Raw genomic sequence first — 13,804 nt, 5'->3', positions numbered from 1 at the left:
GGTTGATCCCCAGCTCCCCTCGCCCGCAAGGGGTGAGGGTCAGCGGCGAAGGGTCTTCATCTTGTTTGAAACGAGTATGCCCAGTTGTCCCCACACCCGTGGGGGTGAACCCGGCCAGAGAAGAGAATTAAGACAATCTCATGTCTACCGGGATCCCTGAATGGGATGGGTAACACTGAAACTAGGTCGCAGAAGCGGCGCGTAGCGCAATCTCAAGGAGCCGAACATGAGCAAGAGCTTGCTGGAGCAATTGCGACAGATGACTGTCGTGGTCGCCGATACGGGGGATATCAACGCCATCGAGAGCTTTAAGCCGCAGGATGCCACCACCAATCCCTCTTTGATCACAGCGGCTGCCCAAATGCCCCAGTACCAGGGCATTGTCGATGAAACCTTGCTCAAGGCCCGCCAAGAACTGGGATCCAAAGCCGACATCAAAACCGTGGTGGCCCACGCCATCGATCAACTGGCCGTGGCCTTTGGCGTGCGCATTTTGTCCATCATTCCTGGCCGGGTCTCGACGGAGGTGGATGCCCGCCTCTCTTACGACACAGAAGCCACAGTTGCCAAAGCCCGCCATTTGATCGAGCTCTACAAGGCGGCAGGAGCGGATCCCAAGCGGGTGCTGATTAAAATTGCCTCGACTTGGGAAGGGATCCGAGCTGCCGAGATCCTGGAAAAAGAAGGGATCCATTGCAACCTCACCCTGTTGTTTGGCTTGCACCAGGCCATCGCCTGCGCCGAAGCGGGGGTGAAGCTGATCTCGCCCTTTGTGGGCCGCATCTTGGATTGGTACAAGAAACACACGGGCCGGGAGAGCTACCCTCCTGCCGAAGATCCGGGGGTGCAGTCGGTGACCCAGATTTACAACTACTTCCGCAAATACGATTTTCCGACGGAAGTGATGGGGGCCAGCTTCCGCAACATCGGGGAGATCATCGAGTTGGCCGGCTGTGATCTCCTGACCATCTCGCCCGCCTTGCTGGCGGAGCTGCAAAACACCGAGGGTTACCTGGAGCGCAAACTGGATCCGGAAAAAGCCAAGAAAATGGACATCCCGCGCCTGGTGATGGATCGAGCTACCTTCGACCAGATGCACCGGGAAAACCGCATGGCCTCAGAAAAGCTGGAAGAAGGGATCCAGGGCTTCTCCAAAGCGCTGGAGGTGCTGGAAAAACTGCTCACCGAGCGGCTGCAGAAGCTGGAGGGTGCCAAGGAAACCATTACCCACGCCGCCCAGGATGTCTTCCGCCTCTACGACCTGGATGGGGATGGCTTCATCACCCGCGAGGAGTGGATGGGGGCAGATCGCGTTTTCGATGCCCTGGATACCAACCAAGATGGCAAAATTACCCCTGAGGAAATGTTGGTCGGCCTAGGGGCGGCGGTCTATCTGAAGAATTAGCCGCTGGCAGCCGGCCTGGGAAAACCTCAAGGTCTATGGGCGAGAACTTTCGCCACATCGGAGACGGGGTGGCCGCCCTGGAGGCACAAGCCCGCCTGTGGATTGCCCAGCGGCTGCAAGGGATCCCTTACGATCCGCCGCCGGGGCCAGCAGCCAGGCAGGTGCTGTATTGGATCGAGACGGATCTGCTGCCGCGCCTGCAGCAAACCCCCCAGGAGCTGGAGAACCTGCTGCATGGGCTAGGGGGCGGCTATGTGCCCAGCGGCCCTTCCGGCGCCCCCACCCGAGGCCGAGTGGACGTGTTGCCCACGGGGCGCAACTTTTACTCGGTGGATATTCGCGCCATCCCCACCCCCACCGCCTGGCAGGTCGGCTCACTGGCCGCCGAGCGGCTGGTGGAGCGCTACGTGCAAGAGCAGGGGGAATATCCCCGTCGCCTGGGCCTATCCGTTTGGGGCACTTCAACTCTAAGAACTGGCGGCGACGATTGGGCCGAGGCCCTGGCGCTCTTGGGGGTCAAACCCCGCTGGGATGGAGGACGGGTGGTGGACATCGAGATCCTGCCTGTAGCGGTTTTGGGCCGCCCCCGTGTGGATGTAACCCTGCGCATTTCTGGCTTCTTTCGCGATGCCTTTCCCAATCTGATTGCCCTGTTTGACCGGGCCGTGCAGGCCGTGGCTGACCTGGAGGAGCCAGAAGCCGACAATCCCCTGCGGGCCCACGTGCTGGCCGATACCCAGTACTGGCAGGAGCAAGGGATCCCAACGCAAGCAGCGGCGGAGCGGGCGCGGCTGCGCATCTTCGGTTCCAAGCCAGGGGCCTACGGGGCCGGCCTACAGGGGCTGATCGAGGCGCAAAACTGGGAAACAGAAGCGGATCTGGCCCGCGCCTACCTCAACTGGAGCAGCTACGCCTACCGGGCCGATGGCGAGGGAGAGCCGGCCCCCGAAGCCCTGCGGCGGCAATTGGCCCACCTGCAAATTGTGCTCCACAACCAAGACAACCGCGAGCACGACCTGCTGGACTCCGATGACTACTACCAGTTTCAAGGGGGGATGGTGGCGGCAGTGCGAACGCTCCAGGGCCGCAACCCGCGGATTTACTTCGGGGATCACGCCCGTCCCCACAACCCTAAGATCCGCACCCTGGCCGAAGAAATTGACCGCGTCTATCGCGCCCGCGTGATCAACCCCAAGTGGATTGCCGGCGTGATGCGCCACGGCTACAAAGGCGCTTTCGAGATGGCCGCCACCCTGGACTACCTCTTTGCCTACGACGTCACCACCCATGCTGTGCCGGATTTCATGTACGCCGGCCTGGCCCGCGCCTACCTATTGGATCCCCAAGTCCAGCAGTTCCTGCGATCCCGCAACCCCTGGGCGCTGCGGGACATGAGCGAGCGGCTGCTGGAAGCCCACCAGCGGGGCTACTGGCAAGAGCAGGCCCTGGAATTGCTGCCTCAGATCGAAGCCCTGATGCTGGAGATGGAAGCCTACCTGGAATCCCGCTCTCCCGTGGCGAGAGAAGGTTAAGTTCTGCTAAGATTTTTTCATCCAAACCAGTTGTGGAGGGATCCCAGGCCATGAGCAAATCTGAGCTGTTGCGAGAGATTCTGGGGCCACTGTTGGAGGACTACCGCTACTGGTTTGAGCGTTCTCGCCGCTTTTTGCAGGAAGAGACCCTGGAATTGATCAGCCCAGAGGAGCAACAGTCCTTGCTGGAAGAGGTTTTGGCTGCCCAGGCGGAGCTACAGGTAGCCAAAGCGCTTTATCAGGCGTCCGATCAAGAGGTTGGCATCGACCCTGGGCTGATGGCAAAATGGCATCGCCTGCTGATGAAATGTGCCGAATTGGGCCGTCGATTTCGCCAGATTCACCCCTCCTCTGACCTGTGATGCTGCAGATTCTCTACCTCATCGCTTTTGTGGCCATTGCCTTTTTGGCCCTGCGCAACTTGGTTGCCAATGTCATCACGTTGGGCGTGGAAGAGCGCAAGGCCTCTCCTCGTCGTGCCCGCAAGCGGATCCCTCACCCAGAGCTGCTGGATGAAGATGGCAACCTCACCGAGGAGCCTCTACTGGTGATTCGCTCGGCCAGCTTGGAAGAAGCTCGCAGCCGTTTGGAAGATCTCTATTCCGGCTCGCCGGACGAAGATTAGGGGAGTTTCTTGGGCTTTCTCTCTTGGGCGTGGCTGCACTAGCCTGGGAAGGTACTGCGCGCCATTTGCCCGAGCGTCTGGTGGGCGAGTCAACGGAGATGGGATCCGACTTCAACGTGGAATCGGTGCTGGAGGCGGTGCTCGGCAAGCTGAAGGTTTTGGCGGAAACGGGACAAACCTTTGGTCAGCCGATCACTATTGGTGAGACGATTATTGTCCCTTACATGTCCTTGCATTTTGGCTTGGGTGGGGGAGGGGGTAACTTCGGCAAAACTGCTTCTGGCTGTCGCGGCAACGGCGGGGATCCGGCCAGTCTGTTCGGGGGAGCGGGGGGTGGGGTGCGCATCGAGCCAGTTGGCTTTCTGGTGATCCGAGGCGAGCGAGTGGAGCTGCTGACCACCGTCCAGAAGCCCGACCAGTGGAACCAACTCAGCGAGACTCTGGTGCCCCTGTTGCAGCAGTGGCTGCAAAATCGTGCCGGCAACTCCTGAAGGGACTAGCCGCGAATGGAGAGGCGGGATCCCTGGGGAGAGGGTTGTACCTCAATGCGGCGGGGGAAAGCATCCTGCAGGCTGGGGATGTGGGTAATCACCAAGATGCAGGCAAAGTCCGGGGCGATGGCGTTGATGGCAGCCAGCAGTTGGGCGCGCCCGGTGGCATCCTGGGATCCAAACCCCTCGTCGATGATTAAGGTTTGCAGGTCGGATCCCGAGCGCTGGGTGAGCAGGCGGGACAAGGCCAGGCGAATGGCGAAGTTGATGCGGAAGGCTTCTCCACCGGAGTAAGTCTCGTAGGGGCGGGTGCCGTGGGGATCGGCAATGAGAATGTCGAGGGTGTCATAGGGACTCCGTCCCGCTACGGAGGACAGCTTGGCCGGTGAGCAATAGCGTCGCCCGGAGCGCTGGGTAACCAATTGCAGGTGCAGGCGGTGTTGGGTAAGGCGGGCCAGGATCTGGTTGGCCTGGGCTTCCAGCTCGGGCAGGACATTTTCGACGATCAGGGCGGGGATGCCGTTGCGGCCGTAGGCATTGGCCAGCTCTTGGTACACCTGCTGCTGGCGGCGGGCCTGTTGCAGTTGCTGTTCCAGCTCGGCCTGTTCCGCTTGCTGTTGAACCGCCTGTTGTAGCCGTTGTTGGGCGGCCCCTATCTGAGACAGCACCTCATCCAGCCGCCGGCGGTGCTCCCGCAGGGTTTGGCGGATCCCTTCCAGCTGAGCAGGCAAAACCTCGGGATGCTCCGCCAGTTGTTGCTGAAGCCGTTCCAACTCTTGGGTGGCCTGGGCAAAGTGCTGGCGGCTTTCCTGTAGGCGTTGGGATAAGGCTTGGGTGCGGGCTGCCACCTCCGGCAGTTCCTGGCGGGCCACCTGTAGGGCTTGCAGGCGCACCGGCCAGAGTTGCGCTTGGGCCAGTTCGGCTTTCACCTGCTGGTGCAGGGATCCATCGTAGCCCAGGTGGTTTAACGCCTGTTCCACCTGAGCCAACCGCTCCGCCAGGGGAGAATCCGATCCCACTGGCGGGACGGAGTCCTTGGATCCCACCTGTTGCAGGGTTTCCAGTTGTGCCTGTAGGGAGGCGATTTGCTCCCATAGGTGAGAGCGGCGCTCCTGGGCCTTGCGGAGTTCCTGAGAGCGGCCCAGTGCCCAGCGCCAGCGCTCCAGTTCTCCTCGTTGTAAGGCGTGCTCGCGCTCGTCATAGCCCAGTTGTTGCAGGGCCTGCTGGATCTGCTGGAGCTGTTGCCGAGCTTCTTGAGCGTAAGCTTCCCGGTCAAGGATTTCCCTCAACTCTGCCGCTTCTGCTTGCCAGAGCTGGATTTGCCGGCGGCGTTCCTGCTCGGCTTCCCACTGCTGTTGCAATCGCCCTTGCAGATGCAGGCGCTCATCCCAGGTGGCCAGTTCTTGGCTGAGACGGCGGTATTCTGCTTGCAAGAGTTCAATCTCCCGGTCGGCCACCGCCAGTTGTTCGCGGATAACAAACAGTTCGCCGGCAATTTCTTCTTGACGCTCGCGGTGTTTTTTCAGCACCACATCCCGCAGGCGCAGGCTGAGGGGACGGCTACAGAGGGGGCAAGTCCAGTGGCGACGGCGCTGCGGAGCCATAAGGCTGGATCCCTGCGGCTCTGGTGTTGGCGTTGCGGGGGATGACTCGGCAGGTTGACCGGCGGAAGATAGGGCCAGGGATCCCTTCTCTTGTTCGGCTGTCTCCTCGACAAGGGCTGTCTCCTCGACAAGGGCTGTCACCCTCGCCAAAGTGGGGGTGACCTGATCTCGTTCGCTGCGCGGAGCACTTTGAGCGGAAAACACCTCTTGACCTTCCTCCCAGGTGGTCACCAACAGGCGGCAGCGTTCTTCCTCCTGTTGCCACTGTTGCTGGAGAACCCGCTGGCGTTCCTGGAGCTTTTGCACGAACAGCCGCCGTTCTTGGACTTTTTCCAACACCCGCTGCTGGTAGAGACGCCGTCGCTCCAGCTCTGCCAGGGCGGCCTCTCCTTCGGCAATTTTCTGCTCCAGGTGCTGCTGCTGCTGGGCTAGAGTTTCCTGGCTTTGCAGTTGCTGGCTGAGAAGCTGGAGGCGGGCTTGCAGACGTTCCCGCTCGCGGCGGATTTGCTCTTGCCAATGCTGTTGCTGCTGGAGAAGGATGGCGGCTTGCGCTTGGGCTTGGTTCAAGGCCTGGAGACGCTCTTGAGCTTGCTGGTAGTGGCGCAGGCCGATTTCGATGCGCTCCTGTTCTGCCAGCAATTGGGCATCGGCTTGGGCCTGGGCTTGGCAGGTGGCCAACTCCTGTTGCAGCCGTTGCATCTTGCGCAGTTGCTGCTGTTGCTGCTCTGCTTGCTGGGCTTGCAGCTTTTGGCGTTCTTGGAGCAGATGCTGCTGTTGCTCGAAGAGGTGGTGGAGATGGCGATCTTGGGCCATCAGGGCTTGGTAGCGTTCGTAACCCGCCAGGATGTCTTCACTCTGGGCGATCAGCTCTTCCAACTGGAGCAGGTGCTGTCGCTGGGCACGCCACTGTTGCTCGGTGTGCTGTAGGTTGGTGCCGAGCTTTTGCAAGTGTTGGGTAAGGTGTTGGTGGCGCTCCTGCAGGATGCAGCGATGTTCGTAGAGGCGCTCTAGGGCTTGCAATTCCTGCTGTTGCTGGGCTAGGAGCTGCTGCAGATGAGTTTGCCGTTGTTGGAGTCGCTCCAGCTCGGCTTGAATTTGGCCAAGGTGGGCCTGTTGTTGGTCAAGCTGCTGCAGGCGCTCTTGGAGCAGATCGGCTTTGAGCTTGGCGCTGCGTGCCCGTTCCCGACAGCGCTCGGCCAGCAAATCGTACTGCCCCAACTTGAGCATGTCGGCCAAGATCTGCTTGCGCTCGCCGGGACGCTTCAGAGTGAAGGCATCCGCTTGTCCTTGTCGCAGATAGGCGGAGTGAATAAAGGTCTCGTAGTCGAGGCTGAGCTGACTTTGAATGGCCTGTTGGGTGGCGCGCATGCCGCGGCGGGTCAAGCTACGCCAGCGAGGTTGGCCGTCGGTTTCTCCGGTTTGAATTTGCCACTCCAGGGATCCCTCGCCCGATAGATGACGGCTGCGCAGGACACGGTAGGTTTGTCCTCGGGAGCGGTAGATCACCTCTACCCAGGCTTCGCTGGCCCCCTTGCGGATGAGATCGCTGTCATTGCTAGCCCGGCTTTGCCCCCAAAGGCCCCAGGTGAGGGCATCGAGCAGGGCAGACTTGCCTGCCCCATTGGGGCCACAAATGCAGGCAGTATGGATCCCACGCAGATCCAAAACGGCGTGAGCGTAACAGAGAAAATTGTGCAAGGTTAGGCGAACCGGGATCACGGAAAACTCTGAGGGGCTCTGGTTGCTGGAAAAAATGAGGTTGAGCCATTTGATCCAGAGTATCGCGTCAGCGGTGGGGAGCAACAATGAGGAGTGAGAAGTGAGGAGAGAGGAGTGAGGATACTCCCTTCTCACTACTCTCCGTTCTTTTCTCTTTTCTCTCTTGTCTCTCTTGAGAGGGGATCCGATTGCATTAGCCGCTGACACAGTTGGGCAATCTGGGTGGGGCTGGCCTCGTCCAGCCAGCGGTGAAAGGCTTGGGATTCCTGAAGGCGGCCCATCAGTAGCGTGGGGATCTGCTCCGGACTGTCCAGTTCCGCCAGCCACTGCCGGGGAAAGCCAGTTACTGCAGCCAGATCCTCGGGATCCCGTCGGCCTGCTTGCCACAGCGCTTGCAGTTGGGCAATCTGCTGGGGGATCTGCTCCCAGGGGGAGGCAGAAGCGGCCAGGATCAGGGTTCGGGGCTGTACCTGTTGCAGCAGTTGGGCCAAGTCCGCCGGTAGCCAGGGCCAGCGGGCCAGCACCAGCTTTGCCCCTTTTGGTGGTGGAACAAAGTTCTCGGCCTCCTGCCCGTCGTAACAGATGGCCCCCTGCTGCGAATCCGGCAGGGGTTTCTGCCGAAAATCTTGGATCTGTAGGCGAGGGGCGGAAATGGTGGGTGCCTGCCACTCTCCCGCAGGGCGCACCGCCAGCACTTTGCCCTGCCAAGGCTGTCTGCCCCGGTCATCCGCCTCCAACTGGAGGGCGATGTCCAAAGCCTGGCATTTTTGCCAGCGCTCCAGCTCTTCTCCGGCTTGCCAAAACCACAGGGTACGGGATCCCGGCGAGCCTTGGAGTTCAAACTTGAGGTGGCGGCCATTGCGGGAGACTCCCAGGTTGGAGCTATTGGGACGGAAGTTCATCAAGGCAACGACGGGGTTGGGGTTGCCGTGCCCAAAGGGCTGCAGAAGCTGCAATTGCCGATACACCTCATCCAGCTCTGCCACCCCATCCCGATCCTGAGAGACCAGTAGCTCCCAGTCGAGGATAATCTCCACCGCCAAGGCGCGAGCCTGCTGATCCGGGCTAACCCGCGCGGCCAGCTCCCGCTGCAACGCCAGTTGCACAGCGGCCAGGCAAGCCAGATCCACTTGGATCCCGGCGGCCATGGGGTGTCCGCCTCCCCGCCGCAAGAGGGGGCGCACGGCCTCGATGGCCTCCACCAGGTTCACCCCTGGCAGGGAACGACCCGACCCATGGCCCAGCCCTGTGGCTTCGTCTTTGGCAATCAACACCGTCGGGCAGCGGTACTGCTCCACCAAGCGCGCCGCCGCGATCCCCAGAACCCCTGGGTTCCAGCCGGCTTCCGCCAGAACAATGGCTCCTTCCCGGGTCAGATCCAAGCTCTCTACCTGTTGGCTGGCCTCTTGGATCACTTGCTGGGTGAGCTGCCGGCGCTCTTCGTCAAGGGCAACAAACCGTTGCACCAGCGCCTGGGCCCGCTCTGGATCGGAGGTGGTCAGCAGCTCCACTGCTAAGCTGGCGTCTTCCAAGCGGCCAATGACGTTCAACTTGGGGGCGATGCGAAAAGCAATATCCTGGGCTGTCGGCGACCTCTGGAGCTGGCCGTTGCTAACCTGGGCCAGCAGAGCTCGCAACCCCGGGCGCTGCGTACTGGCCAGCACCGGCAGGCCCCGCTGCACCAAGTAGCGGCACTCCCGCTGCAACACCGCCACATCGGCCACAATTCCCACCGCCACCAGATCCAGGTGCTGCTCGACACCAGGGATCCCTAGGGCTTGGTAGAGCGCCTCCGCCAACTTGTAGGCCACTCCCACCCCCGGCAAGAAGCGCAGCGGATGTTCAGCCGGCAATCGCAAGGGGTTGACCACCGCATAGGCAGCGGGCAAGGGATCCGGCAGCATGTGGTGATCCGTCACGATCACGTCCACCCCCTGGGCTTGGGCCATGGCAATTTCGGCGGTATTGCCCATGCCGCAATCCACCGTCAGGATCACTTGGCAGCCCTGGGCCAGCACCTGCTGCAGCCGTTGAGGGTTGAGGCCGTGCCCTTCGGTACTGCGCAGCGGTATGGAGAACTGGACTCGGAAGCCCAAGGGTTGTAACGCCGAGAGCAGAAGACTGGTGCTGGTGACACCATCGCAGTCAAAGTCCCCCCAAATGCACAGGGTCTCTCCCCTTTCCCGTGCCTGCAGCAGCCGCGCCACCGCCCGCTCCAGATCCGGCAGGGATGCTGGTGGTGTGGGGGAATAGTGTTCGGGATCCACGAAGGCCTGCGCCTGCTCCCAGGTGTGCAGACCCCGCAGAGCCATCACCTTGGCCGCATACTTGCCATATTCCCGGCTCAGTTGCGGATTGAACTGGGGGGGAGTGGGCAGCAGCTCCCAGCGGTATTCCATGCAAGCTCGACAGGGATAAAGGTTCCTAGGAGCCTATCAAAAACGGCCCAGGGGGGAAATGGATCCCAGAGGAAAGGGCTGGGGATGATGGGCTACCTTGAACCCTACTGGCAGCAGTGAGAAGCCACACAGCAGGCGGAAGGGTGCTCGTGATTGTGGGTGGCACAGGCTTCGCTGCAGTAGAGTTGACCTTCGTAGCGATAGCCTTGGCTGCTCTCGAAGCTGCAGTTGCAGTGTTCACAGGCGCAACGGACAAGGGTGCTGGCAGACATGATTTTCTCTCCTTCTTTCTCGTTTTTTCCTAGGGATCCTCTTGTCGAAGATCCGCGTCTCTACACCCTAGCGGTTGCTCGGCAACGATGCTGAAACAAGAATCAGAATCATTTTTGGCACTTCACCGATTACAGCCTATGAATTAGGATACAAGTATCCAAGAGAAAAGAGAGATATATACCAACCTATTTGTTAGATTTATCCCAAAGAGTTGTGGCAGCTTATCAGGCAGGCAAGACCTCCACTCGCCAGGTAGCGGAACAGTTCATGGTAACCCAAAGAACACTGCACCACTGGGTGCATCAGTATCAACAAACTCAGGATTTATCCCCCAAGAAAGTCGGCACAAAGCGAGTAGGTATTCTGGAACAACACCGGCAAGAAGTTATGACGGTCATTGAAAGGCGCCTGAACTATTATCCGTGGTAGTATCAAGAACTGCTACGAGAGCAACTGGATACTGATGTGAGTGCTGTTACGATAGACAACTTTTTAAAAAAGCGAGGAATGACGCTAAAAAAGAATTACCGCAGTGTAAAAATCAGAGAAGAGGAGGTGCAAAGGCAACAATTAGCCTAGAGTTAAGAAGTCAAGAATATACCAGTGGAAGATATAGCTATTCTAGACCAGACAAGGGTGTGAGAGGCAATGGAACGGAGGGGTATCTCGGAGTTTACGCAGTCAAAGAGCTTACAGTTACCGTCAGAGATGCAAAGGGAAAAAACATAAGATTATTGAAGCTATTTCCTGGAGAGAGGTAGTAGGCTGTTGTGTTATCAAGGGTGGAATGCGGAAGAGCAATTTTCTGGAGTTTTTGCAAAGTGACTCATGTTCGGAACTGGATGCGCGGAAGGTGGTGATTAGAGTTCGGAAGTGGAGGGTTTGATTCAAGGAACAGGTGCGCGGATCATAGACCTGCCTGTGTATGCACCAGAGTTGAATCCGATTGAGAGGATGTGGTCGGTATTGAAGCCTTTTATCCGGCAGTTTTCCAGAGCCGGGAAGTATGGGATGGAGCAGATAGCAGAGACCTCTTGACTACTCATCAATCCATTCTGCTTCCGAAGTTGGTTTGCTAGGTGTTGCTACTGTGCCCCTTGATTCCTTAACAGGCTGTACTGCTCCATCCCTATGCACGAAGAGGGATGCCGCCGCCCTAATTACTGGGAAGAGACTCCCAGATACTTTGTCCCTCTAATGTCCCTCTAGTAAGAGGTACTGCACCACGAAGCACTCAGTGCCGCCGCAGGCGAACAAGCTGGCGGAGTTCGCAGTTACTGTATCAAGAAGCCGTCATAAAGGGCGGGGCTTGTAACCCAGTTTTCTGGTCAATGTGGCGTTGGCATCTCTTTGTGCTTTATCCTGAGGGGCGATAAGCTAAAGTACAGCAACAACACAGTCCTAAACTGGGAACTTTATTGATGCCTCCGCGCTCCTCTTCCTCCCAGAGTGGCTCTACCCCATTCCCCTTTCTGGAAGGGCGGGGTGCTGCTGACGGTGAGGCTGAGTCGAGCTTGCCGCTGGGACAGCGTTTGCTGCGGGCGGGTCTGATCTCCCAATCCCAGTTGGCTCAGGCCCTGCGAGAGCAACAGCAAAACCACCTCAAGTTGGGAGAAGTGTGTCTCGAGCACGGCTGGCTCACCCCAGCCGCTCTCTACCGCTTCCTGCCCAGCCAGTCTCTTTCTCTGGGAGAGATTTTGGTGGCACTGGGCCACTTGGATTTTGAGCAGTTGCGGGTTGCTCTGGCCCAACAGCGTCGCTACGGGCGGAAATTGGGGGAGATTCTCACCTGGAAAGGCTGGGTACAGCCAGCCATTTTGGATCGCGCCTTGGATGTTCAGGTGCAACTGCAACGGATGGCTTCCCCCAATGCGTGGGAAGCACTGCAGCCTTTTTTGGCTAAGGATCCCAAACCCGAGGTTCAGCTTACCCCCCGAAGATCGACAATTCCTGGCCGAGAAGACCCAGCTCAGGATTGGCCTGCACCCGAAGAGGCCAGGAGAGAGAGTACGGTTCAGCCGCCGAGTCTTGAATCTGCGGCTGGGGGAGATCCCATCCCTGGAACATTGGCTGCGGCGGCCTCGGATCCCTTTGCCGATGAGCCTCAACCGGCCACCTTGGCCGACTACCGCAAGCAAGTGGAAGCCTTGCAGCTACAAATCGAGCTCCAGGAACAGGAATGGGATCGGATCCTGGCCAACATGAACCAGCAGATTGCCGATTTTCAAAGCCAGTATCAGCAGCGCATTCAAAAACTGGAAGCCACCATCCGTCTCCAACAAGCAGAGCTCCAGCACCAGGCAACGTTGCAGCAGGATTTGCGGGTTTGGCGGGAACAACTGCAAAGGCTGGAAACGGAGCTGGCTCTTGCCCGCGCTGCTGAGCAAAGGGCGCAGCGGCAGTTGCAAACCCAGCAAGATTGCTACCAGTCGGAACTGGAGCAGTTGCAAGAGCAAATCCAGATTCTGCAGAAACGCCAGTCGGAGTTGGTGCCCAGCAGCGTTGTGGCTGACCTACGCGCCCAATTGGAGGCAGCGCTTCATCAAATCCAGCAGCTCCGATCGGAGCGGGATCAGCTGCAGGCCCAACTTGCCCAGCAAGCTGCAGAGTCAGAGGCTGCTCTATCCCGGCATCTGGATTCTTTCTGGCCAGAGCAGGTTGCCGCCTTGGAGCAACAGATTTTGGAGCTGAGGGCCGCTTTGCAGATGTGGCAAGAGCGCTACGCTCAGTTACAGCAAGAGCACGAGGCCCAAATGGCGCGGCTTTCCGGCTATGTTCCCCCAGAGCAGGTGGAAAGCTTACAGGCGCAGCTACAACAACTGCAAGCGGAAATAGCACAGCTGATGGCAGCCAACCGTGACTACGAAGCGCACATTGCCCAACTGGAGGAGCAACTGCAGCAGAGCCAAGCCCTGATCCACCAGCTCAGGGCAGAACGGGCCGAGGCCGACCAGCGCATTGTCCAACTGGAGGGATCCCTGCAAGCCCGCCAAGAAGCCTTGGAGCAAGCTCAACAACAACTGAAAACGATGGGATCCCGCCTCAGCGCCCTTCAACAGCAGCAGGCCAACTTGACGGTGGAACTGCGAGACGCGCGAGAGCTGCTAGCGGCCTACCGACAGAGCTTGGAGACTTTACAGGAGAACCTCAAGATTGAGCAGAAAAGTGCTCCGCACCGCTAACGCGATCGCAACCGTCTGCTGCAGGTGAGTTACGAACAGCAAAAGCTGATCGCCGAGGCAGCGCAGGCTCAGTTGAGAGCAGCCAACTTCTCTGGTTCAACCGCCAAAGATGAGCCAGCACGCTTGCGTGAGCGAAACGCAGTCCTTACGGGGAGACCGGAGGAACCCGAGACCGACGCCGACACTCCTGAGGATACGCCGACGGATCCCTTGTTGGCAGAACTCACCCCATGGGCCAGGCATCTGTTCCAAAACTTGCAGGCAGCGGGCTTGCTGGATCGGCCCCAGATCCAAGACATCCTCAGCCGCTGGCAACAGTCGGGGGGCAAGCTGACCGCGGTCATTGGCGAGTGTACCGGCCTGAAGGCAACCACGGTCGCGGTAGCGGTGCGGTTCCCGGTAGGGTGCCGGAGGCATAGCACTTTCAAGTTCTTTGCGGATGGGGGGTATTCTGCCCGTTTGTCGGGGTGCCGCACGGTGGGAGAGCATGACTCTAGTCAATAATAAGCTCAACTATACTGAAAATAATGTATAATATGTTCAGTACGGATTACTACCAGTTGATCTTTCTGTT

General features: G+C 59.2%; 9 protein-coding genes and 2 pseudogenes. 8 read left to right on the top strand and 3 right to left on the bottom strand.

The features are described 5' to 3' along the window. Positions 1 to 226: 226 nt before the first annotated feature. The 5 genes and pseudogenes from ACVWZJ_RS00980 (at position 227) to ACVWZJ_RS00960 (ending at position 4,053) form a co-directional block, all read left to right on the top strand. A complete protein-coding gene (locus ACVWZJ_RS00980) occupies positions 227 to 1,405 on the top strand; it encodes a transaldolase (protein WP_011432742.1) in 1,179 nt (392 codons plus the stop codon). Positions 1,406 to 1,452: 47 nt separating this feature from the next. Further along, a pseudogene (locus ACVWZJ_RS00975) lies at positions 1,453 to 2,937 on the top strand (cobaltochelatase subunit CobN); the annotation flags it as partial. 50 nt (positions 2,938 to 2,987) lie between these two features. Beyond that, positions 2,988 to 3,299, top strand: a complete 312-nt coding sequence (locus ACVWZJ_RS00970) for a DUF2605 domain-containing protein (RefSeq protein ID WP_414409385.1) — start codon at positions 2,988 to 2,990, stop codon at positions 3,297 to 3,299. Next, positions 3,299 to 3,562, top strand: a complete 264-nt coding sequence (locus ACVWZJ_RS00965; RefSeq protein WP_011432739.1) for a DUF2973 domain-containing protein — start codon at positions 3,299 to 3,301, stop codon at positions 3,560 to 3,562. Before ACVWZJ_RS00970 ends, ACVWZJ_RS00965 begins: the two co-directional genes overlap by 1 nt. Positions 3,563 to 3,591: 29 nt before the next feature. Beyond that, a complete protein-coding gene (locus ACVWZJ_RS00960) occupies positions 3,592 to 4,053 on the top strand; it encodes a GerW family sporulation protein (RefSeq protein WP_457394015.1) in 462 nt (153 codons plus the stop codon). 5 nt (positions 4,054 to 4,058) lie between these two features. Here ACVWZJ_RS00960 and ACVWZJ_RS00955 read toward each other — a convergent pair whose 3' ends face one another. From ACVWZJ_RS00955 to ACVWZJ_RS00945, 3 genes are all read right to left on the bottom strand, one after another. Next, on the bottom strand, positions 4,059 to 7,376 hold the full coding sequence (locus ACVWZJ_RS00955; protein ID WP_457394012.1) for an AAA family ATPase: 3,318 nt from the start codon (positions 7,374 to 7,376) through the stop codon (positions 4,059 to 4,061). A gap of 134 nt (positions 7,377 to 7,510) precedes the next feature. Further along, complete coding sequence (gene recJ / locus ACVWZJ_RS00950) at positions 7,511 to 9,775, bottom strand: single-stranded-DNA-specific exonuclease RecJ (RefSeq protein WP_457394009.1); 2,265 nt, start codon at positions 9,773 to 9,775, stop codon at positions 7,511 to 7,513. 104 nt (positions 9,776 to 9,879) lie between these two features. Further along, entirely contained in the window at positions 9,880 to 10,047 is a 168-nt protein-coding gene (locus ACVWZJ_RS00945; RefSeq protein WP_083757636.1) for a hypothetical protein, read from the bottom strand. 178 nt (positions 10,048 to 10,225) lie between these two features. Between ACVWZJ_RS00945 and ACVWZJ_RS00940 the strand changes: the two are divergent. From ACVWZJ_RS00940 to ACVWZJ_RS00930, 3 genes and pseudogenes are all read left to right on the top strand, one after another. After that, positions 10,226 to 11,149, top strand: a pseudogene (locus tag ACVWZJ_RS00940) (transposase). Between the two features lie 320 nt (positions 11,150 to 11,469). Further along, positions 11,470 to 13,230, top strand: coding sequence for a hypothetical protein (locus ACVWZJ_RS00935; RefSeq protein ID WP_457394006.1), 1,761 nt, complete (start codon positions 11,470 to 11,472; stop codon positions 13,228 to 13,230). Between the two features lie 24 nt (positions 13,231 to 13,254). Further along, positions 13,255 to 13,734 carry a hypothetical protein gene (locus ACVWZJ_RS00930; RefSeq protein WP_011432733.1) on the top strand — a complete coding sequence of 160 codons (480 nt, stop codon included), beginning with the start codon at positions 13,255 to 13,257 and terminating at the stop codon, positions 13,732 to 13,734. The last annotated feature ends 70 nt before the right edge of the window (positions 13,735 to 13,804 follow it).

It is taken from the genome of Thermostichus sp. OS-CIW-29, assembly GCF_054058195.1.
This window is presented reverse-complemented; position numbering and strand designations above follow the sequence as displayed.